Here is a 23,467-nt window from a genome sequence, read left to right on the forward strand (position 1 = left end):
GGCAAATGGCGCGCCAAGCCGGACCGCTCATGCGAATCGCCCTCTACCAGCCCGACATTCCCCAGAACGCAGGCACCATCCTGCGCCTCGGCGCCTGCCTCGGGATCGCGGTGGATATCATCGAACCCTGCGGGTTCCCGCTGTCCCACGCCAGCCTGCGGCGCGCCGGGATGGACTATCTCGACCATGTGGACATGACGCGCCACGCCGATTTCGACGCGTTCCAGGCGGCACAGTCCGAGGCCGGATGCCGCATCGTCCTGCTGACGACGCGCGCCGATGTGCCGCACACCCGGTTTGCATTTTCACCGGACGATACGCTGCTCCTGGGCCGCGAAAGTGCCGGCGTCCCCGATGACGTGCACGCCCGCGCTGATTCCGCAGTGACGATTCCCATGCGTCCCGGCCTGCGCAGCATCAACGTCGCCATGGCGGCGGCAATCGTCGCCGGCGAAGCCGCCCGCCAGACGGGGTTGTTTCCAGCCGCTTGACGATCAGGCCGCGCCGCCGCGCCTGGCCACTTCAGCAAGATACGCGGCCTGAAGCTCGGCAAAGACGGAACGTTCGGGCGCAGGTGCGCCCAGATGGATGGCGCGCAGCTCATCCATGAACCTAGCCCACAGGTCCGGCCCGCCCTTCTCCATCACCTGCGCGCGGATCGCCAGTTCCGGCGAGGCCGGCATGTGCCTGCGTCCCCAGATGCCCATCTGCACGATGATCGGCAGAAGCTGGATGCCCTTCTCCGTCAGCGAATAGACGGCCTTCTGCTTGTGGTCGGGATGGTCCTCGCGCGTCAGCAGGCCTGAGGCGACGAGCTTCTTCAGGCGGTCCGCCAAGATGTTCGACGCAATCCGCTCCTCTGAGTTGGTCAGTATTTCGCGAAACTGGCGGCGATTGCCGAACATCAGGTCGCGAATGACGATCAGGCTCCACCGATCGCCCAGCGCTTCGAGCGTCAAGTTAATCGGGCAAGTGGACCGGTAGGTTTGTGTCATCAGAGATAAGCTGGATATTCTGATTGCGAAATGCAACCGGTTATGCTTCCTTTGCGATCTGATTGCACTCTGCAATCAGTCTAAAAGGAAACGACATGACGATCGAGTTCTACGGACATCCCTTCTCGTCATACACCCAGAAAGCCAAGATCGCGCTTTACGAGCATGACGTCGTATTTGAGCTGCACAGCGTCGACCCGGAGCTTCCGGAAAACAGGGCGGAGTACCAGCGCATCTGGCCGATGAAGCGGTTTCCCGTACTGGTCGATGACGGCGTGCCGGTCTTTGAGGCGACGATCATCGTCGAGTATATTGATCTGAAATATTCCAAGGGGCAGCGGCTGCTGCCGGCTAATGCGTCCGAAGCCCTGCACACGCGGATGATGGACCGCATCTTCGACAACTACGTCATGACGCCGACGATGAGCATCGTGTTCACTCGCATTCACGAAAATCCGGACGGTTTCAAGGGTTTCGAGACGCCGGAGGAACTGCTGGACCGGTCCTATGACTGGCTCGACAAGGTCATGGCCGAGCGCACCTGGGCGGCGGGCGAAACCTTCTCGCTCGCCGACTGTGCCGCCGCGCCGTCGCTGTTCTACGCTGACTGGGTTCGCCCCATTCCGAAGACGTGTGCGAACGTGCGCGCATATCGCGAGCAGCTCCTTGCGCATCCGACCGTTGCGCGGTGCGTCGAGGAGGCCCGACCATACCGGCACTACTTCCCCGGCGGCGCACCCGACCAGGACTGACACGGCCCTTTCCGTTTCCCTCGCGCGGGGGATTGATGTAAGCCCTCGTCACATGAGCTGGTCGAGGAAGAGCCCCCGCGGAAAACGCGGCTACCATCATGGCAACCTGCGCGAGGCGCTGGTGCAGGCCGCGCTCTCCCTCATCGGCGAGCGCGGCTCCGAAGGCGTGACGCTGGCCGAGGCAGCACGCATGGCCGGCGTCAGCGCCGCGGCTCCCTACCGCCATTTCAAGGACCGCGAGGACCTGATGGCAGCCGTCGCCTCGGAGGGCTACTCCAAGTTCGCCGACGCGCTGGAGCGCGCCTGGGAGGACGGCAACCCCGATCCTGTCACCGCGTTGGAGCGCGTGGGACATGCCTATCTCGCCTTCGCGCGCGAGGAACCCGCGCTCTACTCCGCAATGTTCGAATCGAGCCTGTCGCCTGGCGCGGACAGTTCGATGAGCGTCCAGGCTGACCGCGCCTATGCGGTGCTGCAGACGGCCAGCGAGGACATCCACGCGACCCTGCCGCCGGCAAAGCGTGCCCCGGCGCGCATGATGGCGCTGCACATCTGGTCCATGGCCCATGGCATTGCATCGCTCTTTGCGCGTGGCGACGCCGGACGCAGGCCCCTGCCTGTTCCGCCGGAAGACCTGCTGGAAGCCGGGCTGCTGATCTACCTGTCGGGCCTCGGCCACGACCCGTCCGCCACCCGCTGAAAATTTCCGCCGTCCCGTATGCCGGCGTCTTGACAAGCCGCGAGCTGTCGCCCACCTATGTGAATGTTAATAACATTAACACACCGAGGTCACAATGAACGACATCGTCGCAAAACTGGACTCGTACGGCAGGGGCGCCTGGATCGCGGCTGTGATCATCGGCTTCATCCTGTTCTGGCCGCTTGGTCTGGCCGTGATCGGCTACATGATATGGAGTGGACGCATGAAGTGCGGAAAATGGAAGCGTGAGAACCTCAAGACCATGGGGGCCACGATGCGCTCCAGCGGCAACGCGGCCTTCGACGAGTACAAGGCGGAAACCATTCGCCGTCTCGAAGAAGAGCAGGACGCCTTCAAGGAGTTCCTCGCCAAGCTGCGCATGGCACGGGACAAGGCCGAGTTCGAGGACTTCATGTCCGCCCGCAAGAACAATGGCGGCCCGGAACCCGAAGCCGCCTGACGCGAAGCCCGATCCGACAAGAGTTCAGCCGCCCGGTCCCCCCGCCGGGCGGTTTTCTTTTGCCTGCGACGAAGGCGCCCATTGAAACGGCACCGCGCTTGGCCCTACGTCACGCGCATGGAAAATCTGGAAAAGCAAAAAGAGCGCGCGGCGAGCTGGTTTGCCCGGTTGCGCGACGACATCTGCCGAGAGTTCGAACAGATCGAGGATGACTGCCCTCCCCGGCTCCCGCAATCAGGCGAACCGGCCGGCCGCTTCGAGCGCACACCCTGGAAGCGCACCAACCATGACAGCGAGCCGGGCGGCGGCGGCGTCATGTCAATGATGAAGGGCCGCGTGTTCGAAAAAGTCGGTGTGCACGTGTCCACTGTCCACGGCACCTTTGCACCGGAATTCGCCAAGCAGATCCCCGGCGCCGACGCGGACCCCCGCTTCTGGGCTGCCGGCATCTCGCTCATCGCCCACCTGCACAATCCCAACGTGCCCGCCGTGCACATGAACACGCGCATGGTGGTCACCAGCAAGCAGTGGTTCGGCGGCGGCGCGGACCTGACGCCGGTGCTCGATGCGCGCCGCACGCAGGAAGACCCCGACACGATCGCCTTCCACAAGGCGATGGAGGTACCTTGCCTCGCCAACAAGCGCGACTATGCCGCTTACAAGAAGTGGTGCGACGAGTATTTCCACCTCGCCCACCGCAACGAGTCGCGCGGCATCGGCGGCATCTTCTTCGACTACGTGAACACCGACGACTGGGAGGCGGATTTTGCGTTCGTGCAGGATGTCGGGCGCGCCTTCCACGACTGCTATCCCGATCTCGTGCGCGCCAATTTCGCGACGCCCTGGACACCGGCCCAGCGCGAGGAACAGCTCGTGCGGCGCGGTCGCTATGTCGAGTTCAACCTGCTCTACGACCGCGGCACGATTTTCGGCCTGAAGACCGGCGGCAACGTCGCGTCGATCCTCTCTTCCATGCCGCCTGTGGTAAAGTGGCCCTGACATTGATCACCTGAGACAAGTGGGCCGCTTGAGACAGGTGGAACGGGGGGCCTGGAGATGGCTGTTCGGGGCCTGATTGCCATTTGCGCTGTATCGCTGGCGCTTGTGGTTCACGCGACGCAGGCAGGCGCCTGCGAGACGCAGTTTGCAGCCCGAAAGGTCATGGCGCCCGACCGGATCGGCTCGGCTGCCAATGCCGCGAGCTGGTTCGTCGAGTTTCGCGCACGCAATGCGGTCCCCGCCGGCCACGCCTATGCCGTGCTCGGCGTTACCACCCGCACCGGCCGCGACCGCATTCTCCGCATCGCAAGCTTCTATCCTCGCGACGGGTTCATCGGCACCATCGGGTCCATTACCGGCTACCCCGGCGAGCTCGGCTACAAGCTGACCGACCAGGCGACACGCGCCGTCGTCAGCTTTCGCCGCAATGTCAGCGCGAACCTGTTCCGCAAGCTGGAACGTGTCATCGAACAGCGCGCGGCAAACCCCGGTCGCTTCACCGCTTTCCAGCGCAATTGCAACGAATTCGTCGGCCAGTTGGCGCGCATGGTCGGTCTGAAGACCCCTGCCAGCACGGCCATGCATTCCCCCGACTACATGCGCGCGCTCGTTGCGCTCAACCGGCGTCGCAAGCAGGCCGACTAGAGCTGCGCGAGAAGCGCATCCCGATCCAGCGAGAAGCCGCTGGCGATCCACGTCTCTTCCAGTTCGGCAAGCCGCTGGCCAATCTGCGGACCGGCTGCGACACCGGCGGCCATGAGGTCCTTCCCGCTCAGGGGGAATTTCGGCGGCACCCACTCTTGCGCCAGTTGGATCGCCTTGATCCACTTGGCAGATGGTTCGGCCTCTCGGGCTTGAAGCCATGCAACGGCGAGCCTGTCGCGCGCGGCATCCGGACCACTACGATAGATGGCAACCTTGCGGTTTGCCTCGTCCATGCCGGCATCAACCTGCCACCAGCCATCGAATACCGCGCGCAGCCGCTCGGTCTGGGCGTTGGACAGGCGCAATCTTTCCTGCAGGCGGCCCGCATCTCCGGCGTGGTGCATGGCAAGTGCGCCAAGCCGCAACACCGGGTCAGGCTCCCAACCCATTGCCTGCTCCAGCGCCAAGAAGCGCGCCACGCGCCCCGGCGAGGGTGCGCAATCGAGAATTTCCGTCAGAACGCCATGGGATTGCATGAGGTCCAGCGCCGGAACCGAATCAGAGGCGGCAAGAAGGGTGAGAAGCTCCTTGCCGACACGCTCCGCCGAAAGCCGCGCCAACCCCGGCAGCGCGCGCACCACCGCTGCGAGATCTTGCGCCTGCGGCGTCCCGCCAAAGGTCGCGGCAAAGCGAAACAGCCGCAGCACGCGCAGGTAGTCTTCCGCAATCCGCTCTGCCGGGTCGCCAATGAAGCGCAGCCGCCGCGCAGCGATGTCGTCCATCCCGCCAAGCGGGTCGTGAACGGTTCCTTCGGCGTCGAGATACAGTGCATTGACCGTGAAATCGCGGCGCTGCGCATCGGCTGTCCAGTCGGTGCCGAAGGCGACCTTGGCGTGGCGGCCATCGGTCTCCACGTCGGCGCGCAGCGTGGTGATCTCCACTGGCTTGCCGTCGACGAGAACCGTCACCGTTCCGTGGTCGATTCCGGTGCCGACCGCCTTCAATCCGGCAGCCTCTGCCATGTCCGTGATGCGGTAAGGCGTCGCGTCCGTTGCGCAGTCGATGTCGGACTTGCCGGACCCGCTCAGCGCATTGCGAACCGCACCGCCAACGATCCGCGTCGACACATTGCCTGCATTGAAGACGTCCATGATCGTGCGGGCGGGATCGGTTTCAAGCAGCGCCGCAAGCCGCTCGTTCGCCGTCTCGCCGAAAAGCTCCGCGATGCGCTGCGCGCTGACGCTCACTTGACCTCGCCCGGGATCACCACGCCGTCCTCGACGCGCGGCGGCACGTAGACACCGTCCGGCGGCGCGCCGGTGAAGGCGGCCATGAGCACGAAGGCTGCGATGGTGATGACCATGCCACTGGCGATCAACGTGTAGAGTTGTGGACGCCAGTTCTCGGATTTGTCGACGCTGCGATTGTTGAAATAGAGGTAGAACCCGTAGAGAGCGAAAGGCATCAGGAAGAACAGGAGCTGTATCGCGATAATTCTGATCATCGGCCAAACGTCCTGTCGTAGAGATTGCGGATGATGCCCGCGGTCGCGCCCCAGATATAATGCTCTTTGAAGGGCATCACGTAAAACTGCCTTTCGCGGCCCTTCCACTCGCGCGCCCCGCGCTGGTGGTTCGCCGCATCCATCAGGAACGCCAGCGGCACCTCGAACACGTTGGCAACTTCGCCAGGCTCGGGGACCGGCACGAAGCTGCGGTCGATGAAAGCGACGAGCGGCACGATGCGAAAGCCGGTCGAGGTCTCGTAAAGGTCGAGATAGCCCTGCGGCTCGGCCATCTGCGCAGGCAGGCCGATTTCCTCGCGCGCCTCGCGCAGCGCGGCTGCCTTCGGCCCGTCGTCGCCCTTGTCGATCTTGCCGCCGGGAAACGAGATCTGTCCCGCATGGTTTGGCAGGTGATCGGTCCGCGTCGTCAAAATGACGTGCATGCCCGCGCTGCGCTCGATCAGCGGCACGAGCACGGCTGCGCGCCGCTTGCTGGTGGCAAGAAAGCCCGGCGTCATTCCGGGATTGAGGTCGTGGTCGCCCCGGTCGGGATGCACGGTTTCGTCGGCGTCGGCAGCGGGAACGTCCGGCAGCAACCCGCCGCGAAGCCGCTCCAGCACACCCTCGCGCGAGAAGGCGGAGGTGTCGATGGTCATGTCCTGCCGCATCAGCGATAGGCCGCGATGTCGCTGGCGCGCGCCATGGGGAAGAAGGTCCCCGCGCTCCACACGCCGAAATGGGTTTCGCCGTCGGCAAGGTCGTGTTCTTCGCCCAGCGCCACGAGGTCGTAGAAGACGGCCCGCGTCACCAGCGCCTCGAGCCCGCCGCGAACCAGCACGTAGGGTTTCAGGCCATCGGTCCCTTGCTCGATTTCGAATCGCAGCGGGTGATCCGCATCGACGCTCACCACATCATCGACATTGGTGCGGAACGCGATCACCTGATCGTGTTCTTCGCCTTCGACCTCCATGCCGACTGCGACAAATGGCGCATCATCCACTTCTATGCCGATCCGCTCGACCGGCGTCACGAGAACGAAGCGTTCCGGGTCGCGCCGCAACACGCTTGCAAACAGCTTCACAAGCGGTTTCCGGCCGATTGGCGTGCCGAGATAGAACCAAGTGCCGTCGGCAGCGATCCGCATGTCAATTTCGCCGCAATAGTCCGGGTTCCACAAATGAACTGGCGCAGGTCCGCGCGCGGATTCGTTGCCGATCTGCGCGATCAGCCGCTGAAATGCCCCGCTATCGCTCGCCTCTTTTGCTGAATCCGCTGTCATCGCCTCGTCTGGTCTTGGTTTCGGCTGTTGATCGAGCCGTCGGCCCGGTCAGTCAACCACAGATTGGCCATCATTTTCGAACGAAAGTGCGCGACCCCCACTTTCTGTCGGACCACAGCGCTGCATATAGTTGGCTCATGAACACGATCAAAAATCCTGCCGACCAGAACCAGTCCGATATCGTCGCCGAGGCCGACAAGCTTGCCGAACGGCTCGCTGCCGCGCGCGAGGCGATGGGTAACGTCATCTTTGGCCAGGACGATGTCATCGAGAAAGCTCTCGTGACCATCCTGTCGGGCGGCCACGCGCTGCTCGTCGGCGTCCCCGGCCTTGCCAAGACCAAGCTGGTGGAAACACTCGGCACGGTGCTTGGCCTCGATGCCAGCCGGATCCAGTTCACGCCGGACCTGATGCCCTCCGACATTCTCGGCTCGGAAGTCCTGGAAGAAGACAGCATGGGCAAGCGGTCGTTCCGCTTCATCCCCGGGCCGGTCTTCTGCCAGCTGCTGATGGCAGACGAGATCAACCGCGCCAGCCCGCGCACCCAGTCCGCGCTGCTCCAGTCGATGCAGGAGCACCACATCACGATTGCCGGCCAGCGCCACGACCTGCCGCGCCCGTTCCACGTTCTGGCAACCCAGAACCCGCTGGAGCAGGAAGGCACCTACCCGCTGCCCGAAGCCCAGCTCGACCGCTTCCTGATGCAGATCGACGTCGGCTATCCCGACCTCGCTGCCGAGCGGCGTATGCTGGCCGAGACGACCAGCGGAACGGAGTCCGTTGCGCGCGCCGTCCTCAACACCGACGAACTGATGGCGGCGCAGCGGCTGATCCGGCGGATCCCCGTCGGAGATTCGGTTGTCGATGCCATCCTCAAGCTCGTACGCACCGCCCGTCCCGGCAGCGGCGACGAGCGGATCGACCGGGACATCGCTTGGGGCCCCGGCCCCCGCGCCAGCCAGGCGCTGATGCTCACCGCGCGTGCCCGCGCGCTGGTCGACGGTCGACTTGCGCCTTCTCTGGAGGATGTCGCCGCCCTCGCCGAACCGATCCTGAAGCACCGCATGGCCATGACCTTCTCCGCCCGCGCCGAAGGCAAGACCGTTTCGGAGGCCATTGCCGGGTTCGTTGGGTCGTCGATGTGATTGCAACGCGCGCACGCGAACGTCAGCGGGACCGTGCGCTCGACCGCGGGGCATTGGAACGCCTGTCGGAAGCCTCCGACCTAGCCGGCCGCATGCCCGACCTCCTGCTCGAAAGCCGGATCGTGGCTAATACGGTCGCCCACGGCCTCCACGGCAGGCGGCGCTCGGGCCCCGGTGAATCCTTCTGGCAGTTCCGCCATTTCCAGCAGGGCGAACCGGCCAAGCGCATAGACTGGCGACGCTCCGCGCGCGACGAGAACCTCTATGTCCGCGAGCGCGAGTGGGAAGCCGCCCACACGCTGTGGCTCTCCATCGACCAGTCGCCGTCCATGTATTTTGCCTCCAACCTCGCTCAGCGCGCCAAGATAGACCGCGCCGTCGTCCTCGCGCTGGCGCTGGGTGACCTCGCGGTGCGCGGTGCCGAGCGCGTCGGCCTTGTCGGTCGCTTCAACCCGACCGCACAACGGCAGGTGGCCGAGCGCGCCGCCGAAGCCATTTCGCGCGACGCAGACGCCCGCGCCGGATCGTCGCTCCCCGCGCCGACGGGCATGGGCCGTTTTTCCGATCTCGTGGTGTTCTCAGACCTCCTCGACACCGTCGTCGATATCGAAACCTCGGCAACCGCCATCGCCAGCGCCGGTGTGCGCGGCCACGTCGTGATGATCGTTGATCCCGTCGAGGAGACCTTCCCCTTCGACGGCCGCATCGAGTTCGCCGATCCCGAAACCTCGATGAAGCTGGTGCTCGGAAAGTCCGAGGCGATCCGCGATGCCTATGTCGCGCGGATGCAGGAGCGCCGCGCGCGCATCGCCGCCATCTGCCAGCGTCTCGACTGGAGCTTCACCGTCCACCACACCGACAGGCCGGCGGCGGAATGCCTGCTTGGCCTGCATGAGCGCCTGACCCACGGTCACGCCGGGGTGGCGGCATGAATTTCCTGCCCGCAATCGGGTTCGCGCAGCCGCTGGCACTGGCCGGGTTGATCGCGCTGCCGGTCATCTGGTGGCTGCTGCGGTTCACCCCGCCGCGTCCGCACCGTCAGGCATTTCCGCCGACGCGGATCCTCGCCGAGCTTATGAAGCGCGACGAGACCCGCGCAAAGAGCCCGCTCTGGCTGACGCTGCTGCGTATGGCGATTGCTGCCCTCGTGGTCTTTGCCATGGCGGGGCCGATCCTCAACCCGCCGAGCGCGCCGGTTTCCACCGAAGGCGCGCTGGTCCTCGTGGTCGACAACGGCTGGGCCTCCGGTCCCCATCGCGACGAGATGCGCGAAGCCGCCGAGGCTGCAATCGACGCCGCCGATTCCGCCGGGCAACCGGTCGTCCTCGCCTCCACCGCGCCGCTTGATTTCAACACGCCGGCTGGCCCGTTCGATGCCGCCGAAGCGCGCGAACGGCTGGCCGCCATCGAGCCGCAGCCGGTCACGGCCAACCGCATCGCGACAATCAACCGCCTGCGCATCGCGCTGAGCGACACGCAGGCCGGTGCCGTGACGTGGTTCTCGGACGGTGTTGCGGGCAACGACGGCGAACGCTTCGGCGAGGCGCTGGCCCAAATGGCCCCAGACGCAGAACTGCGCGTCGTCACGCCGCCTGCGACCGACTTGCCGCTGGTGCTGGATGCGCCGGTTAATGGCGCAGCCTCCCTCGACGTGACGATCCGTGCAGCGCAGTCCTCTGGCGGGCGCACCGGCACGATTCGTGCGCTCGACCTCAAGGGCGCGACGATGGCGGAGACACCCTTTGCCTTCGCGCCCGGCACAAATGTCGCCGAAGCCAAGATCGAGATGCCGGTCGAACTGCGCAACGACATCGCCCGGCTGGAAATCGCGGAAAATCCGACGGCTGCCTCCGTTCACCTACTGGATGATCGCTGGCGCCGCCGCACGGTTGGCATCATTTCCGGTGCCGCACAGGAGCGCGCGCAGCCGCTGCTCTCGCCGCTTTACTACATCACCCGCGCCGTCGGCCCCTTCGCCGACCTGCGCGAACCGCGCGCCGGCACGCTGGCGCAGACGGTGGATGAACTCGTCGCCCAGCGCGTCTCGATGATGGTGCTGGCCGATATCGGCGCGCTCACCGGCGCGGAAGACGATCTCGCAAGATGGGTCGAGAATGGCGGCGTGCTGCTACGCTTTGCAGGCCCGCGCATGGCCGCCTCCACCGACAGCCTCGTGCCGGTCGACCTGCGGCGTGGCGAACGCAGCCTCGGCGGCACGCTGTCGTGGAGCGAGCCGCAACCGCTTGCAGCCTTCGCGCCCGGCAGCCCCTTCGCGGGTCTGGAGGTTCCCGGCGACGTTCTCGTCAACCGGCAGGTGCTGGCCGAACCCTCCGCCGAACTGCCCGAACGCGTCTGGGCGCAGCTTCAGGACGGAACGCCGCTGGTCACCGCCGCCCCGCGAGGGCGCGGCTGGATCGTGCTGTTCCACGTTACCGCTGATACCGCATGGTCGAACCTGCCGATCTCCGGCGTCTTCGTTGAAATGCTCCGTCGCGTGACCGCGCTCGGGGGCACCTCCGGCGCCACGGCCGACGATGGCGACGCCACGGAGCAGACTGCGGCCCAGCAGGCCGGCCCGGTGCTGCGGCCCCATCGCCAGCTCGACGGTGAAGGCCGCCTCGTGCAGCCCGGCGTGCGCGCCGAGCCGATCAATGCAGGGCTGATCGCCGACACGATCCCTTCGCTCGCCCATCCGCCGGGCCTCTATGGCACCGATGACGGGTTCCGTGCGCTGAACCTCACCATCGGCGAAGCATACGAACCACTCGGCGTGCTGCCCGAAGGCACCGTCCGCGACAGCTACGTCATCGCTGATCCGTTCGATCTAACCGCGTGGATGCTCGTGGCAGCGCTGATCCTCGCGATCGTCGATACGGTCGCCATGCTGCTGCTCACCGGACGTCGCCCGCAACTGATGCCCGAACGCGGCGCGCTGGTCTTTGCGCTGGCGCTGCTGCCCGTGCTGGCAGCCGACCCCGCCCGCGCACAGGAGCCGACGGACCCGGTCGACGAGCAGTTCGCACTGGAAGCGAGCCTCGTCACCCGGCTGGCTTTCGTGGAAACCGGCAACTCGCAGATCGACCGCGTCACCCGCGCCGGCCTCCACGGCCTGACCGAAATGCTCGCCCGCCGCACGGCGCTGGAACCGGGCAGCCCGCTGGCCGTCAATATCGAGACGGACGAACTCGCGTTCTTCCCGCTGATCTACTGGGCCATCGACCCGGACATGCCGGCACCGTCGCCGGAAGTCATCGACCGGCTCAATTCCTATCTGCAGAACGGCGGCACGATCCTCTTCGACACCCGCGATGCCGCAACCGGCGCGACCGAGATCAGCGGCGCGTCTGCCGGCCAGGCCTGGATGCGCCGGGTGCTGGGCGGCCTGAACATTCCGGTGCTTGCGCCCGTTCCCGCCGACCACGTCATCACCAAGGCGTTCTATCTCCTGCAGGAGTTCCCCGGCCGCTATGTCGGCATGCCGCTATGGGTGGAGCAGACCGAGCGCGACCCGAACGCGCCGCCGCGCCCCGCCAGCAATGCAGACGGCGTGTCCGCCGTGCTCATCACCTCCAGCGATTTTGCCGGTGCATGGGCGGTCAACGACAACGGTCAGCCGATGTTTCCGGTCTCGTCCGGCAATGAGTGGCAGCGCGAACTGTCCTACCGGGTCGGCATCAACATCGTGATGTACACCCTGACCGGCAACTACAAGGCCGACCAGGTCCATATTCCAGCCCTCCTCGAACGGCTGGGGCAGTGACACCATGAATTTGTCCATCGCCTTCAATCCGCATCTGGACCTCGTCTGGCTCGCCATCCTCGGCGCAATCGCAGCGGTTGCGGCCATCGCGGCGCTGCTGTCGCGCGGCAAGGGTTCGGTGCTGCGCGCTGGCCTGCTGTGCCTGCTCGTTATCGCACTGATGAACCCGTCGATGCGCAGCGAGGACCGTGAACCGCTTCCCGGCGTCGTCGCCGTGGTGCTCGACCGCAGCCAAAGCCAGACGCTGGACCAGCGCGAGGCGCAGACTGACGAGGTGCGCGCGCAGATCGACGCGCGGCTGGCACGCATGCCGGACATGGACGTGCGCTGGATCACCGCGACCAGCGGAACGGGCAGCGACGGCACGGAGCTTTTCGAAGCGTTGTCACGCGGAATGGCCGATGTGCCTTCCGACCGGATCGGCGGCGTCATCCTCGTGACGGACGGTCGCGTCCACGACATTCCCGCCAACATGGCGAACCTCGGCTTCGACGCGCCGGTTCACGTGCTGCTGACAGGGCGCGAAGACGAGCGCGACCGCCGCGTGGTGCTGCACAACCCGCCGCGCTTCGGCATCGTCGGCGAGGAAAAGACCGTCAACTTCCGCATCGTTGAGACCTTCTCCGACGATGGCGCGGGCACCCCGTCGGGCCGCGTGCGCGTCACCATCCGCCGCGACGGACAGGACCTTGCAACGCGCATGGTCACCCCCGGCGAGACGGTGAGCGAGAACATCGAAGTCGCCCACGGCGGCCAGAACATCTTCGAGGTCGAGGTCGAGGAAGCCGAGAACGAGATCACCGGCGCCAACAACCGCGCGGTCTTCGTCACCGAGGGCATCCGCCAGAACCTGCGCGTGCTGCTGGTCTCGGGCGAACCGCACGCGGGCGAGCGTGCCTGGCGCAACATCCTGAAGTCCGATGCCACCGTCGACCTCGTGCACTTCACCATCCTGCGGCCACCGGAGAAGCAGGACGGCACACCGATCTCGCAGCTTTCGCTGATCGCATTCCCGACGCGCGAGCTGTTCCAGGAGAAGATCGACGAGTTCGACCTCATCATCTTCGACCGATACCAGCGGCGCGGCGTGTTGCCAGTGCTCTACTTCGACAACATCGCCGAGTACGTGCGAAACGGCGGCGCGCTGCTGGTGGCCGCCGGGCCGGACTATGCCAGTTCCGGCAGCCTCTACCGCACGCCACTGGCGCAGGTCCTGCCCGCCGAGCCGACCGGTTCGGTGACCGAAGAGCCGTACCATCCGCGCCTGTCCGACCAGGGCGACCGCCACCCGATCACCGCCGAGCTTGAAGGCGCGCAGCAGGAGCCGCCGGCATGGAGCCGCTGGTTCCGGCAGGTGCAGGCGCAGGTCGATCGCGGCAACGTGCTGATGAACGGGCCGGACGACCAGCCGCTGCTGGTCGTGTCGCGCGAGGACGAAGGCCGCGTGGCGCTGTTCCTGTCCGACCACACATGGCTGTGGGCACGCGGCTTTGAGGGCGGCGGTCCCTATGTCGGCCTGCTGCGCCGGCTCTCCCATTGGCTGATGAAGGAGCCGGTGCTGGAAGAAGAGGCGCTGACGGCGCGCACGCGCGGCAATTCCATCGTCGTTTCCCGCCGAACCATGGGCGACAATCCAGGCCCCGTGCGCGTCACTGCACCCGATGATTTCGAGCAGGATGTGCAGTTGACCGAAAGCCAGCCGGGCCTGTTCGAAGGATCGATGCAGACAAGCCTGCTCGGCCTCTACCGGATCACGCAGGGCGAACTGACGACGCTCGCCAGTGTTGGCCCGCTCGACCCGCGCGAACTGACCGAAGTGACGCGCTCGTCCCTGCCGCTCAGCCCGGCGGTTGAGGCAACCGGCGGCGCGATCTTCGAAACCGGCCCGGCAGGCGATGTTTCCGTGCCGCGCATCCTGCCGGTGCGCCCCGGCGGCACCTATGCCGGAAACGGCTGGATCGGCATCAAGCCGAGCACGGCATCCGTCCTCCACGGCGTCGATGCGCTGGCACTGCTCGGTGGCCTGCTCGGAATGCTTCTGCTGCTAGCAGCCCTCGCCGGAACCTGGTACCGCGAAGGCCGCTGACGCGTTGCCTAGCCGGCCACCCGGCGCGGGTCCGCCCGCACCGCACCGCACGCGGCCTCCAGCGCCCCGTCTTTCAGTTCGCACGCGAGCAACCGCCCGTAGTCGACCGGCCCCGGCATCGCCATCTGGCCGCGCGGAACGGGAACGAAGCCGGCGCGCGCATAGTAGGGCGGATCGCCGACGAGGATGACCAGTGCCTCGCCGGCCTCTTGTGCAGCCCGCATGCCCGCCAGCATCAGCGACAGCCCGATCCTCTTGTTCTTGAAATCCGGATGTACCGCGAGCGGCCCGAGCAGCACGGCTGGCGCGCTGCCGACCCGCAGCGGCGAGAAACAAACCGCCCCCACCAGCCGACAGTCGTGGATGCAGACACGGTTGCACGCAATCAGCGGCGGATTGTTCCGGCGCAGGCGATAGGCCGTCTTGGCAAAGCGTCCCGGCCCGAAGCTGAGCGCGTTGAGCGCCTCCACGGCAGCTTCGTCATCGGGCTGTTCGGGGCGGATGATCGCGCCTGAAGGCAGGACGCTGGAAGGATTGGCGGCAAGGTTTGAAAGCGACATGGCGGAACCGGAATGATCGGGAAGACATCTCCGCCGGGATGGTCCCCGGTCGCGTTCAGCTGTCGATCAGCCGAAAACCGGGAACGCACACGCGCGGCGGCGCGGCAATGCGCGGCAGGCTGGCTGCCGTGCCTCGCGTCGTCGTCGTTCGATTCCGCCGGTGTGCATGTCGCGTGTCATGATGGCGCTGGGTAGCAAGTCGCGCCCGCCATGTCGACGGAAATCCAGCGCACGGCCTTTTACTGCTTGTCGATGCAGGTGTCCCAGTACGGCATCTCCCCGAAGCGCCCGACGAGAAAATCGATGAAGGCGCGCACCTTGGTGGAGAGGTTCCGCCCCGGCGGGTAGATCGCGTAGGCCGTCACCTCGCCAAGCTGGTGGTCGGGCAGCAGCACGTCCAGCCGCCCGGCATCGATGGCCGCCGCCGCGATGAAGGTCGGCGTGAACATGAAGCCAAGCCCGGCTTCCGCCATGCGCACGAGGATCTCGCCATTGTTTGCCTGCATCCGGATGTCCGGGCGCAGTTGCACGCTCTCCCCGTCCGGCCGGCGGATCTGGAAGGCATCGCGCTCGGAAATTCCGGTGTAGCGCAGCGCCGGCAGGTCATTGAAATCTTCCGCGATCTTCAGCGGGCCGTGTTGCGCGATAAATTCGGGACTGGCGACGAGCGCGTTGCGAACGGGTGCGAGCTTGCGCGCGATCAGGCTGGAATCGGCCAGTTGCCCGATGCGGATTGCCATGTCGAACCCCTCTTCCACGAGGTCGACGCGCCTGTCGTTCAAATCGAGATGGATGTGCAGCCCGGCATGCTGCTTCAGGAATTCGGCGATTGCCGGAGCCAGATGCACGTTGCCGAAGGTCATCGGAGCCGCGACGCGCAAGGTGCCGATCAGCGTCTGCGCATCGCAATGCGCCGCATGGTCGGCATCCTCTAAGTCTTCCAGCAGCTGCGAAACGCGCTCGTAGTAGGCGCGGCCCGTCTCCGTCAGGGAGAACTGCCGGGTGGTGCGGTTGATGAGCCGCCCGCCGAGGCGGTCTTCAAGCTCGCGCAGCCGGCGGCTGATGACCGACTTCGCAACGCCCATGCGGCGGGCCGCGGCGCCGATGCCGCCGGTATCCACGATGCGCACGAAGGCTTCGACTTCGGCAAACCGGTCCATGAGGATCATTCCCTGTCAGGCAACAATCCGTCTCTTTAGGCCGCTTTTCGTTGCCAAAACAAGCTGGAAGTCAGCAGCCTAGCTGTCGCTCCAAAAATCCGACGCAGCCTGCCCCTCGTGGATTTCCGCAAGCCGCAGCCGTGTGCCCTTCGTCGTGTCGTCCGGCAGGCTGTCGAGTGGAAAGAAGTCACATCCCGTTATCTCGTGGCCATGGCTGGAAGGCACAGCCTCCCAGGCATCGACGATGAACAGCCCGACGTGATCGCCGGAAAAGTTCTGGGTGGTGTAGATGCCGTGCAGGCGCGGCGGCGCGGTCGGCTGCACGCCGCCCTCCTCCTGCAATTCTCGGGCAAGTGCGATCCGCATCGTCTCGCCGCGCTCCACGCCACCGCCGGGGAAGTGCCAGCCGGGCGTATAACTGTGGCGCACCAGCAGGACGTGGCCGTCCCCATTGGTCACCACGCCGCGCACGCCAAGTGTCATGGCGCGGGTCAGCCGCCAGTAGGGCCGAAAGACAAAACGGCTCAGCAAGGTGTTCATCGGCGGTTCTTTTCTTGGGTGTTCATGTAAAACTTTGATTAAGCCGTCATGCGGGAAAGACAGGGCTGATGTGCAACGCCGCGTGTGGCTTTTGCAGTGCGGAAGGAGCATATGCCGGGAACAACGACGGGCGAAATGCTGCACAGTTCAGCCGATTTCGAACCCGGCGAGTTTTTACTTCAAAGCCCCAAGGCAGGTTCAAGATGTTCACCGCACTTCAGGATTCGTTCCGCTGGACGAATGACGTCGTGTCCGAGGTCGTTTCCGGCGCAGCTCCGGCCCCCGCAACCGCACCGCGCCCGACGCGCTACGTGTGGCGTCCGGCCGTCGACATGCGTACCGGCAGCACGATTTGCTCGCTGACGACGTTCGCTTACTAAGCACAGGTTCTGAGCCGCAAAACCGCGGCTCAAACTTCACAAAATGGTCCGCGACGGTGCTATCGTCGCGGACCATGTTTGTTTTAGCCCACCTTTCCGACACCCACATCCCGCTTGAAGGCCGCATCAAGACCTTCGAACTGCTGTCCAAGCGCGCCATTGGCTACGTCAACTGGCTGCGAGGCCGCAACCGCGTGCATCGCGGCGACATCGCCCGCGCCCTGCTGGAAGACCTGCAGGAACAATCGCCCGACCACATCGCCATGACCGGCGACCTTGTGAATGTCGGCGCACACCGCGAGTGGCAGCCAGCGCGCGATTACATGCAGTTGCTGGGCGATCCCGAGCATGTCTCGGCTGTTCCGGGCAATCACGACGCCTATGTCGGCGGTGCGTTGTCGGGCATGCGCGACACCTATCGCCCCTATACCAGCCTCGATGACATGCGCATCGGCGCGGAAAGCGCGCATCTCCCGTCCGCCGGCGAAATCCGCAAGCTGCAGGACGAGGACGGCTTTCCCTACCTGCGCAAGCGCGGCGAGCTCGCCATCATCGGCGTTTCGACCGCCGTACCGACCGCGCCCTTCATGTCCACCGGCAAGATCGGCAAGAAGCAGCTTGCCGGCCTTGAAAAGCTCATGGAAATCCTGTGCCACGAGCGTCTTTACCGCGTGGTGCTGATCCATCACCCGCCCCTGCGCGAACTGGCGGAGGGCCGTCGCGGGCTGACCGATGCCAAGGCATTCGGCAAGATCATCGCCGCTTATGGTGCGGACCTCATCCTGCATGGCCACAACCACACGTCGACGCTGGAAGTCATGCGCGGCAGGAACGGTCCCGTGCCGGTGGTCGGGGTCCCGTCGGCGTCCGCGCGGCGCACCTCGCGCAAGCCGCCTGCGGGCTACGCGCTCTACAAGATCGAGGGTCAGCCGGGTGGTCGCAGGGTCACCTTCGTGCGGCGCGGGTTGTCACCCGACTATCAGGAAGGCGACGAGCCGAAGTTCATCGAGCTAACGCGCCAGCCGCTGCACCCGACAACCGCACAACTGGCGACCGGTCAGTTCGCGACGTAGTTCGCACCGTAGACGAACAGCGCGGCCGCACCGCAAAGTGCACCCAGCACGAAGGACACCAGCAGCCGCAATCCGACCGCGTTGCCGCTGTCGCGCGCGGGTGCAGGCGGCTCTTCTGCCCTTGCAGGTTCATCACTGACGGGGACCACCTGCACGTCGCCGGTGGCCGTGTCGACCACGACGGCTTCATCAGGCTCGGTCGTGCTCGCGCTGTCGACCAGGGTGGCGGGGTCCATCTCGCCGCTGTCGAGGGCTGCATCCTTGCGGCGCTGCTCGATCAACTCCTGCTCGGCGCTGACGATGGCGCGCTCGCGCTCCAGCACGCGGCTTGCCACGTAGTCGGTGATCCGCTTGCCCATGTCTTCAAGGCTGGTCGTCTCGAAGATGGTGCGCCGGCCATATCGTGCTTCCTGAACGAACTGGTAGGTGCGCCGGTCGCGGGCCATGGAGACATAAGCCAGCACGTCAATCCACAGGCGCGGCGGGTTGCCCGGCAGGATCGACCCGTCGAACAGGTCGCTTTCCTCCGGCGTGCTTTCGAACACGTCCGACAGCTGGTCCTGCAGCATTTCCAGCCGCGCGACTTCGCCTTCGCGCAGCGAGACGATGACGTCGCGGCGTTCCGCCTCGTTCAGGCGGGCACGGCGCATCGCGTCGCGCAACCGGCTGTGCTGGGCGGCAAGCCCCTCGCGCATCGGCGTGACATTGCCAGCCGCCGGCTTGGCTTCCGCTTTTGCGGCATCATCGCCGGATTTGCTCGTTTCGACCACGCGAACGCGATCGTCACCCGTCTTCGGATCGTCGGTCATGTCCGCTTATCGCCCCGGTTGCAGTGGAAAAATCATGGTTAAAAGTTAGTTAATATCGATCTGATTAACAAGCAGCGAAGAAGCCTGCATGAAAGGGCCTGCCATGACCGAGAACCTGCCAGAAGCCGCACAGAGGGTCGCCCACGCTGCCGAAGAACTCGGCCTGTCGATTCGCGTGCTGGAGATGGACGAGTCGACCCGGACCGCCGACGACGCAGCGATGGCATGCGGCTGCCAGGTGGCCCAGATCGTCAAGTCGCTGGTCTTCAAGGGCGCACGCACCGACACGCCCTACCTTCTGCTTGTGGCGGGCGACAACCGCGTCAACGAAACGGCGATGGAATCGGTTCTCGGCGAACCGCTGACGCGCCCTGATGCCAAATTCGTGCGCGACGTGACCGGGTTTGCCATAGGCGGCGTCGCCCCCATTGCCCACGCCACGCAGATGGTCACCGTGTTCGATCAGGACCTGCTGCGCCACAATGTCGTGTGGGCGGCGGCCGGCACGCCGAAATGCGTGTTCGAGGTCAGCCCCCATGCGCTGGCGGGCGCCACCGGAGCACAGATCGCATCCGTCACCGAATGAAGGCCGGCGTCGTCACAGATAGACGATGATCACGCCGAGAACGGCCGAGCCGACGGACAGCGCCAGCGCAACGACACCCAAATGCGAGCGCGGCAGCGGCTGAGCGGCATGGGAATCCAGCCGCTGATGCAGCCGGCAGGACGAGCGCCACGCGAGGAAGAAGATCGCGATGCCGATGGCGATGAAGCCGATGGATGCAGCCTTCGCCAGCATGATCTGGTCGGTCGCCCGGAACACCGCCCGAAAACCCAGCCCTACGCCGACGGCGGCCAACCCGGTGCGCATCCAGCCGGCAAATGTCCGCTCGTTGGCGAGCACCGTTCGGTCCTCGGCCCAGTTGGTGCGATCCTCGGCCAGCTCCTGACTGATGGGCTTCTCGTCGTCCTCATCGTCGGCGTTATCGGCCATCAGGCACCCCAGCCCCAGAAGTCCTGCCCGTCCTTCTTGTAGGCCTGCGCCAGCACCATCTTGTGCACTTCCGACGCGCCATCGACGAGGCGGGCCTGCCGTGCGTATCGGTAGATCCATTCCAGGATCGTGTCCTTGGAATAGCCGCGCGCACCGTTGATCTGGATCGCCGTGTCAGCCGCCTTGTGCAGCGTGTCGGCGACGTGGATCTTTGCCATCGACACGGCCGTCTTGGCTCGGTCGCCCTGGTCCAGCAGCCACGCAGCCTTCATGGTCAGAAGCCGTCCGATCTCGATATCGGCGGCAACGTCACCGAGCGCCACCTGCACCGTCTCGCGGTTGGCAAGCCGCACCCCGAACCCTTCGCGCTCGTTGGCATAGGTCTGGGCGATTTCCATGCAGCGCTTGGCAAGTCCGAGCCAGCGCATGCAATGGGTGAGACGTGCGGGCCCGAGGCGGATCTGCGTCAGCTTCAGCCCGTCGCCTTCTTCCATCAGCCGGTTCTCGATCGGGATTTCCAGCCCGTCGAAGATCAGCTCGCAGTGCCCGCCATGTTCCTCCGGCCCCATGATCGGGATGCGGCGTTCGATGTTCCAGCCCGGCTGGTCACGGTCGAAAAGGAAGGCGGACATGCCCCGGCGCGGATCGTCTGACGTTCGTGCGATCAGGATGAAGTGTTTGGCCTCGCCCGCCCCGGTGATGAACCACTTGCGCCCGCGCACGATGTATCGATCGTTCTTGCGCTCCGCCGTCGTGAGCATCATCGTCGGGTCGGACCCGGAACCGGGATGCGGCTCCGTCATCACGAAGGCGGAGCGCACCTCGCCGCGAATGATCGGCATCAGCCAGCGTTCCTGCTGCGCCGGCGTCGCGACCTTGCTGAGGATGTTCATGTTGCCGTCGTCGGGCGCGGCGCAGTTCATCGACACCGGCCCGAAGATCGAGCGGTTGGCTTCCTCGTAGACCGCCGCCCAGCCCACATGCGGCAAACCCATGCCGCCGAGGTCCTTGGGCATCTGCGGTGCCCACAGCCCTTCGGCGCGCGCCTTGGCGCGGGCGGTTTCGAGAACGTCGAGCTTGATATTTTCATGCTCGTCATAATTCGCCGGATCGTCTTCCAGCGGCATGATCTCGCGCTCGATGAAGGCGCGCACCCGCTGGCGAACCTCGTCGACATGTGGGGGAAGCGTGAAATCCATGTGCTCTCTTTCGTGTCAAAGACCGGAGACGAGGTGCCCGCCGTCCACGGCAAGGACGCTGCCGGTCATGTAGCTCGACGCATCGCTCGCAAGCAGCAGCATCACCCCGTCAAGCTCCGCGAGGTTGCCGATGCGCCGCTGCGGAATGCGCTTGATCATCGCCTGCCCGGCCTCGGTTTCGAAATAGCCGGAATTGATCTCGGTCTCGAAATAGCCCGGCGCAACGGCGTTGACCCGGATCGCGTGCCGCGCCCATTCGAGCGCCAGCGCCTTGGTCATCTGCACGACGCCCGCCTTGGACACCGAGTAGGGCACCAGCCCCTGCGAGACGCGCAGGCCCAGGATGGACGCGATGTTGACGATCGAGCCACCCTGCCCGCGCTCGGCCATGGCCTTCGCTGCCGCCTGGGCAACGCGGAACACGCCCGTCAGGTTGGTGTCGAGCGTTGAATTCCAGTCCTTGTCCGTCACGTCCAGAGCCGATGCGGCACTCGCCACGCCCGCATTGTTGATGACGACATCGGGGCAATGCCCGGAGGAGACAAGGTCCGAAAAGAGCGCCGCGATGCTGTCGGGTGAAAGCACGTCCAGTGCGTGGGCGCTCGCCGTGCCGCCGCTGCCGGAAATCTCGTCCTGCAAGGCATCGAGACGGTCCGTGCGCCGCGCGGTCAGCACCACGTGGGCCCCGTAGCCGGCGTAGAGCCTGGCGAAATGCGCGCCCAGCCCCGACGATGCCCCGGTGACGAGGACCGTCTTGCCGGACAATCCGCGCGCCAGTGCTTCGCCAATGCTGTCGGTCATGAACTTCTCCCGGTGAATCGAGCCCAACGATAACGGTCAGGCGGCGCTACCGGAATAGGTTTCCTTGTAGGTGTCCCGCAGAACGTTCTTCTGGATCTTGCCCATCGTGTTGCGTGGCAGCGAGTCCACGATGAAGACGCGCTTGGGCACCTTGTACTTGGCAAGCGCGCCTTCCAGCGCACCGCGGATGGACTCTTCGGTGATATCCGCACCGGCACGCGCTGCGACCACCGCGGTGACGCCTTCGCCGAAATCGGCATGCGGCAGACCGATCACCGCACTTTCGGCAACACCGGGCAGCGCGTCGATCTCGGCTTCCACCTCGGCCGGGTAGACGTTGAACCCGCCTGAAATGACGAGGTCCTTCGCACGACCGACGATATGCACGTAGCCGTCGTCGTCGATGCGCGCGAGGTCGCCGGTGATGAAGAATCCGTCTTCGCGGAATTCCTCCGCGGTCTTCTCCGGGTTGCGCCAGTAGCCCTTGAAGACGTTCGGCCCCTTTACTTCGATCACGCCGACATCGCCCTGCGGAAGTGCCTTGCCGGTCTCCGGGTCGGCGATGCGCAGCGACACCCCCGGCAGCGGCATGCCGACCGTGCCGGGCCGCCGCTCCCCGTCATAGGGGTTGGAAGTGTTCATGTTGGTCTCGGTCATGCCGTAGCGTTCGAGGATGGCGTGGCCGGTTCGCTCGCTCCACTCCTTGTGCGTCTCGGCGGAAAGCGGCGCGGACCCGGAGATGAAGAGCCGCATGCCCTTCGTCAGGTCCTTGTCGAGTTCCGGGCGCTGGAGCAGGCGGGAATAGAAGGTCGGCACGCCCATCATGGAGGTCGCCTGCGGCATCAGCTCGATCATCTTCCCGGCATCGAAGCCCGGCAGGAAGATCATCGAGGCGCCAGCCAGCAGGATCGTGTTGGTGGCGACGAACAGGCCGTGCGTATGAAAGATCGGCAGCGCGTGCAGCAGCTTGTCTTGCGATGTGAACTGCCAGTAATCGACCAGCGCCTCTGCATTCGACGCAAGACATTCGTGCGTCAGCATCGCGCCCTTCGAACGCCCCGTCGTGCCGGAGGTGTAGAGGATCGCAGCGAGATCGTCCTTGTCGCGCGCGACATCGTCGAAGATCGTCACGGCCTCCAGGGCTTTCGCCGCCAGCGTGCCGCCGGTATCCGCGTCGGTCTCGCCCGCCTTGGGCGGCTGCCATACGCCCAGCGTCTCGAAGGCGGGCACGTGGTTCTGCTCGGCCACCGCGCGCATGGCATCGCCGCGCTTGGGGTCGGCCACGAACAGCGCAGGCTCGGCATCTGACAGGAAATAGCCGATCTCGTTCTCGGTATAGGCGGTGTTGAGCGGCAGGAAGACGGCGCCGGCGCGCACCGCGCCGAGATAGAGCATCAGCGCCTCGATGCTTTTCGGCACCTGGGCTGCGACCCGGTCGCCCGGCTTAACGCCAAGGGCCACCAGCGTGTTGGCGAAGCGCCCGGAGACGTCGAGCATGTCCTGGTAGGAGTAGGTCCGACCGTCGGTCAGGTCGCAGAAAAGGGTGTTGGCCGGGTTGGCCGGCATGTGCGACCGGATCAGGTCGAAGAGATGGTTGCCGCTCATAGACGTTCCCTGTTGTGTGGC

26 protein-coding genes are annotated in these 23,467 nt (G+C 65.5%); 13 read left to right on the forward strand and 13 right to left on the reverse strand.

All coding sequences use genetic code 11. The features are described 5' to 3' along the window. Positions 1 to 29 precede the first annotated feature (29 nt). The gene (locus ACKTEK_RS11375) at positions 30 to 491 is read left to right on the forward strand and encodes a tRNA (cytidine(34)-2'-O)-methyltransferase (RefSeq protein ID WP_409165413.1); all 462 of its coding nucleotides are present in this window, start codon (positions 30 to 32) and stop codon (positions 489 to 491) included. 3 nt (positions 492 to 494) lie between these two features. On the opposite strand, the gene ACKTEK_RS11380 is transcribed toward ACKTEK_RS11375, so the two are convergent. Then, positions 495 to 995: a winged helix-turn-helix transcriptional regulator gene (locus ACKTEK_RS11380; RefSeq protein ID WP_409165414.1), complete on the reverse strand. Its 501-nt coding sequence runs from the start codon at positions 993 to 995 to the stop codon at positions 495 to 497. A 95-nt stretch (positions 996 to 1,090) separates the two neighbouring features. On the opposite strand from ACKTEK_RS11380, the gene ACKTEK_RS11385 reads away from it, so the two are divergent. The 5 genes from ACKTEK_RS11385 (at position 1,091) to ACKTEK_RS11405 (ending at position 4,551) form a co-directional block, all read left to right on the forward strand. Next, the gene (locus tag ACKTEK_RS11385; RefSeq protein ID WP_409165415.1) at positions 1,091 to 1,747 is read left to right on the forward strand and encodes a glutathione S-transferase family protein; all 657 of its coding nucleotides are present in this window, start codon (positions 1,091 to 1,093) and stop codon (positions 1,745 to 1,747) included. A gap of 52 nt (positions 1,748 to 1,799) precedes the next feature. Continuing rightward, complete coding sequence (locus ACKTEK_RS11390; RefSeq protein ID WP_409165416.1) at positions 1,800 to 2,447, forward strand: TetR/AcrR family transcriptional regulator; 648 nt, start codon at positions 1,800 to 1,802, stop codon at positions 2,445 to 2,447. 94 nt (positions 2,448 to 2,541) lie between these two features. Then, positions 2,542 to 2,907, forward strand: a complete 366-nt coding sequence (locus ACKTEK_RS11395) for a DUF2852 domain-containing protein (protein WP_409165417.1) — start codon at positions 2,542 to 2,544, stop codon at positions 2,905 to 2,907. Between the two features lie 117 nt (positions 2,908 to 3,024). Then, the gene (hemF, locus tag ACKTEK_RS11400; RefSeq protein WP_409166150.1) at positions 3,025 to 3,906 is read left to right on the forward strand and encodes an oxygen-dependent coproporphyrinogen oxidase; all 882 of its coding nucleotides are present in this window, start codon (positions 3,025 to 3,027) and stop codon (positions 3,904 to 3,906) included. 57 nt (positions 3,907 to 3,963) lie between these two features. After that, positions 3,964 to 4,551 carry a hypothetical protein gene (locus ACKTEK_RS11405; RefSeq protein WP_409165418.1) on the forward strand — a complete coding sequence of 196 codons (588 nt, stop codon included), beginning with the start codon at positions 3,964 to 3,966 and terminating at the stop codon, positions 4,549 to 4,551. On the opposite strand, the gene ACKTEK_RS11410 is transcribed toward ACKTEK_RS11405, so the two are convergent. Genes ACKTEK_RS11410 through ACKTEK_RS11425 form a run of 4 tightly spaced genes read right to left on the reverse strand, consistent with a single transcriptional unit; the run spans position 4,548 to position 7,334 of the window. Beyond that, a complete protein-coding gene (locus ACKTEK_RS11410) occupies positions 4,548 to 5,798 on the reverse strand; it encodes a CCA tRNA nucleotidyltransferase (protein WP_409165419.1) in 1,251 nt (416 codons plus the stop codon). The genes ACKTEK_RS11405 and ACKTEK_RS11410 overlap by 4 nt on opposite strands. Beyond that, positions 5,795 to 6,055 (reverse strand): DUF6111 family protein, encoded by a 261-nt coding sequence (locus ACKTEK_RS11415; RefSeq protein WP_409165420.1) that lies wholly within the window; start codon positions 6,053 to 6,055, stop codon positions 5,795 to 5,797. Before ACKTEK_RS11415 ends, ACKTEK_RS11410 begins: the two co-directional genes overlap by 4 nt. Continuing rightward, positions 6,052 to 6,711: an NUDIX hydrolase gene (locus ACKTEK_RS11420; RefSeq protein ID WP_409165421.1), complete on the reverse strand. Its 660-nt coding sequence runs from the start codon at positions 6,709 to 6,711 to the stop codon at positions 6,052 to 6,054. The genes ACKTEK_RS11415 and ACKTEK_RS11420 overlap by 4 nt, the downstream gene beginning before the upstream one ends. 11 nt (positions 6,712 to 6,722) lie before the next feature. Beyond that, positions 6,723 to 7,334, reverse strand: coding sequence for a DUF1285 domain-containing protein (locus ACKTEK_RS11425; RefSeq protein ID WP_409165422.1), 612 nt, complete (start codon positions 7,332 to 7,334; stop codon positions 6,723 to 6,725). A gap of 137 nt (positions 7,335 to 7,471) precedes the next feature. Here ACKTEK_RS11425 and ACKTEK_RS11430 point away from each other — a divergent pair, with 137 nt between their 5' ends. The 4 genes from ACKTEK_RS11430 to ACKTEK_RS11445 are packed head-to-tail and all read left to right on the forward strand — an operon-like array spanning position 7,472 to position 14,325. Further along, positions 7,472 to 8,479, forward strand: a complete 1,008-nt coding sequence (locus ACKTEK_RS11430; protein ID WP_409165423.1) for an AAA family ATPase — start codon at positions 7,472 to 7,474, stop codon at positions 8,477 to 8,479. Then, the gene (locus tag ACKTEK_RS11435; protein WP_409165424.1) at positions 8,476 to 9,411 is read left to right on the forward strand and encodes a DUF58 domain-containing protein; all 936 of its coding nucleotides are present in this window, start codon (positions 8,476 to 8,478) and stop codon (positions 9,409 to 9,411) included. The genes ACKTEK_RS11430 and ACKTEK_RS11435 overlap by 4 nt, the downstream gene beginning before the upstream one ends. Continuing rightward, positions 9,408 to 12,239, forward strand: coding sequence for a DUF4159 domain-containing protein (locus ACKTEK_RS11440; RefSeq protein WP_409165425.1), 2,832 nt, complete (start codon positions 9,408 to 9,410; stop codon positions 12,237 to 12,239). Before ACKTEK_RS11435 ends, ACKTEK_RS11440 begins: the two co-directional genes overlap by 4 nt. Before the next feature lie 4 nt (positions 12,240 to 12,243). After that, positions 12,244 to 14,325, forward strand: coding sequence for a hypothetical protein (locus ACKTEK_RS11445; protein ID WP_409165426.1), 2,082 nt, complete (start codon positions 12,244 to 12,246; stop codon positions 14,323 to 14,325). Between the two features lie 8 nt (positions 14,326 to 14,333). Here ACKTEK_RS11445 and ACKTEK_RS11450 read toward each other — a convergent pair whose 3' ends face one another. From ACKTEK_RS11450 to ACKTEK_RS11460, 3 genes are all read right to left on the reverse strand, one after another. Then, complete coding sequence (locus tag ACKTEK_RS11450; protein WP_409165427.1) at positions 14,334 to 14,885, reverse strand: GNAT family N-acetyltransferase; 552 nt, start codon at positions 14,883 to 14,885, stop codon at positions 14,334 to 14,336. Positions 14,886 to 15,124: 239 nt separating this feature from the next. Continuing rightward, complete coding sequence (locus tag ACKTEK_RS11455; protein WP_409165428.1) at positions 15,125 to 16,045, reverse strand: LysR family transcriptional regulator; 921 nt, start codon at positions 16,043 to 16,045, stop codon at positions 15,125 to 15,127. A 78-nt stretch (positions 16,046 to 16,123) separates the two neighbouring features. Further along, positions 16,124 to 16,585: an NUDIX domain-containing protein gene (locus ACKTEK_RS11460; protein WP_409165429.1), complete on the reverse strand. Its 462-nt coding sequence runs from the start codon at positions 16,583 to 16,585 to the stop codon at positions 16,124 to 16,126. A gap of 203 nt (positions 16,586 to 16,788) precedes the next feature. Between ACKTEK_RS11460 and ACKTEK_RS11465 the strand changes: the two genes are divergently transcribed. Continuing rightward, positions 16,789 to 16,965, forward strand: a complete 177-nt coding sequence (locus tag ACKTEK_RS11465; protein WP_409165430.1) for a hypothetical protein — start codon at positions 16,789 to 16,791, stop codon at positions 16,963 to 16,965. 74 nt (positions 16,966 to 17,039) lie between these two features. After that, positions 17,040 to 18,038, forward strand: a complete 999-nt coding sequence (locus tag ACKTEK_RS11470; RefSeq protein ID WP_409165431.1) for a metallophosphoesterase family protein — start codon at positions 17,040 to 17,042, stop codon at positions 18,036 to 18,038. Here the strand turns inward: ACKTEK_RS11470 and ACKTEK_RS11475 are convergent. After that, positions 18,023 to 18,847, reverse strand: coding sequence for a hypothetical protein (locus tag ACKTEK_RS11475; RefSeq protein WP_409165432.1), 825 nt, complete (start codon positions 18,845 to 18,847; stop codon positions 18,023 to 18,025). The genes ACKTEK_RS11470 and ACKTEK_RS11475 overlap by 16 nt on opposite strands. A gap of 88 nt (positions 18,848 to 18,935) precedes the next feature. On the opposite strand from ACKTEK_RS11475, the gene ACKTEK_RS11480 reads away from it, so the two are divergent. Continuing rightward, a complete protein-coding gene (locus ACKTEK_RS11480) occupies positions 18,936 to 19,433 on the forward strand; it encodes a YbaK/EbsC family protein (RefSeq protein ID WP_409165433.1) in 498 nt (165 codons plus the stop codon). 12 nt (positions 19,434 to 19,445) lie between these two features. On the opposite strand, the gene ACKTEK_RS11485 is transcribed toward ACKTEK_RS11480, so the two are convergent. From ACKTEK_RS11485 to ACKTEK_RS11500, 4 genes are read right to left on the reverse strand one after another with little or no spacing between them, the layout of a single operon-like run. Continuing rightward, complete coding sequence (locus ACKTEK_RS11485; protein WP_409165434.1) at positions 19,446 to 19,841, reverse strand: DUF202 domain-containing protein; 396 nt, start codon at positions 19,839 to 19,841, stop codon at positions 19,446 to 19,448. After that, the gene (locus ACKTEK_RS11490) at positions 19,841 to 21,040 is read right to left on the reverse strand and encodes an acyl-CoA dehydrogenase family protein (protein ID WP_409165435.1); all 1,200 of its coding nucleotides are present in this window, start codon (positions 21,038 to 21,040) and stop codon (positions 19,841 to 19,843) included. The genes ACKTEK_RS11485 and ACKTEK_RS11490 overlap by 1 nt, the downstream gene beginning before the upstream one ends. Before the next feature lie 15 nt (positions 21,041 to 21,055). Then, the gene (locus tag ACKTEK_RS11495; RefSeq protein ID WP_409165436.1) at positions 21,056 to 21,841 is read right to left on the reverse strand and encodes an SDR family NAD(P)-dependent oxidoreductase; all 786 of its coding nucleotides are present in this window, start codon (positions 21,839 to 21,841) and stop codon (positions 21,056 to 21,058) included. Between the two features lie 36 nt (positions 21,842 to 21,877). Beyond that, positions 21,878 to 23,446 carry a malonate--CoA ligase gene (locus ACKTEK_RS11500; protein WP_409165437.1) on the reverse strand — a complete coding sequence of 523 codons (1,569 nt, stop codon included), beginning with the start codon at positions 23,444 to 23,446 and terminating at the stop codon, positions 21,878 to 21,880. Positions 23,447 to 23,467 lie beyond the last annotated feature (21 nt).

This window comes from Tepidamorphus sp. 3E244, from assembly GCF_046159835.1.
Lineage (GTDB): Bacteria > Pseudomonadota > Alphaproteobacteria > Rhizobiales > Tepidamorphaceae > JACKJK01.

Coding starts and splice junctions, on each gene's coding strand:
- ACKTEK_RS11375 (WP_409165413.1), top strand. CDS start 30: ATGCGAATCGCCCTCTACCAGCCCGACATTCCCCAGAACGCAGGCACC.
- ACKTEK_RS11480 (WP_409165433.1), top strand. CDS start 18,936: ATGAAAGGGCCTGCCATGACCGAGAACCTGCCAGAAGCCGCACAGAGG.
- ACKTEK_RS11415 (WP_409165420.1), bottom strand. CDS start 6,055: ATGATCAGAATTATCGCGATACAGCTCCTGTTCTTCCTGATGCCTTTC.
- ACKTEK_RS11425 (WP_409165422.1), bottom strand. CDS start 7,334: ATGACAGCGGATTCAGCAAAAGAGGCGAGCGATAGCGGGGCATTTCAG.
- hemF (WP_409166150.1), top strand. CDS start 3,025: ATGGAAAATCTGGAAAAGCAAAAAGAGCGCGCGGCGAGCTGGTTTGCC.
- ACKTEK_RS11390 (WP_409165416.1), top strand. CDS start 1,800: ATGAGCTGGTCGAGGAAGAGCCCCCGCGGAAAACGCGGCTACCATCAT.
- ACKTEK_RS11470 (WP_409165431.1), top strand. CDS start 17,040: ATGTTTGTTTTAGCCCACCTTTCCGACACCCACATCCCGCTTGAAGGC.
- ACKTEK_RS11465 (WP_409165430.1), top strand. CDS start 16,789: ATGTTCACCGCACTTCAGGATTCGTTCCGCTGGACGAATGACGTCGTG.
- ACKTEK_RS11495 (WP_409165436.1), bottom strand. CDS start 21,841: ATGACCGACAGCATTGGCGAAGCACTGGCGCGCGGATTGTCCGGCAAG.
- ACKTEK_RS11430 (WP_409165423.1), top strand. CDS start 7,472: ATGAACACGATCAAAAATCCTGCCGACCAGAACCAGTCCGATATCGTC.
- ACKTEK_RS11455 (WP_409165428.1), bottom strand. CDS start 16,045: ATGGACCGGTTTGCCGAAGTCGAAGCCTTCGTGCGCATCGTGGATACC.
- ACKTEK_RS11460 (WP_409165429.1), bottom strand. CDS start 16,585: ATGAACACCTTGCTGAGCCGTTTTGTCTTTCGGCCCTACTGGCGGCTG.
- ACKTEK_RS11445 (WP_409165426.1), top strand. CDS start 12,244: ATGAATTTGTCCATCGCCTTCAATCCGCATCTGGACCTCGTCTGGCTC.
- ACKTEK_RS11405 (WP_409165418.1), top strand. CDS start 3,964: ATGGCTGTTCGGGGCCTGATTGCCATTTGCGCTGTATCGCTGGCGCTT.
- ACKTEK_RS11420 (WP_409165421.1), bottom strand. CDS start 6,711: ATGACCATCGACACCTCCGCCTTCTCGCGCGAGGGTGTGCTGGAGCGG.
- ACKTEK_RS11485 (WP_409165434.1), bottom strand. CDS start 19,841: ATGGCCGATAACGCCGACGATGAGGACGACGAGAAGCCCATCAGTCAG.
- ACKTEK_RS11395 (WP_409165417.1), top strand. CDS start 2,542: ATGAACGACATCGTCGCAAAACTGGACTCGTACGGCAGGGGCGCCTGG.
- ACKTEK_RS11380 (WP_409165414.1), bottom strand. CDS start 995: ATGACACAAACCTACCGGTCCACTTGCCCGATTAACTTGACGCTCGAA.
- ACKTEK_RS11385 (WP_409165415.1), top strand. CDS start 1,091: ATGACGATCGAGTTCTACGGACATCCCTTCTCGTCATACACCCAGAAA.
- ACKTEK_RS11450 (WP_409165427.1), bottom strand. CDS start 14,885: ATGTCGCTTTCAAACCTTGCCGCCAATCCTTCCAGCGTCCTGCCTTCA.
- ACKTEK_RS11490 (WP_409165435.1), bottom strand. CDS start 21,040: ATGGATTTCACGCTTCCCCCACATGTCGACGAGGTTCGCCAGCGGGTG.
- ACKTEK_RS11475 (WP_409165432.1), bottom strand. CDS start 18,847: ATGACCGACGATCCGAAGACGGGTGACGATCGCGTTCGCGTGGTCGAA.
- ACKTEK_RS11440 (WP_409165425.1), top strand. CDS start 9,408: ATGAATTTCCTGCCCGCAATCGGGTTCGCGCAGCCGCTGGCACTGGCC.
- ACKTEK_RS11500 (WP_409165437.1), bottom strand. CDS start 23,446: ATGAGCGGCAACCATCTCTTCGACCTGATCCGGTCGCACATGCCGGCC.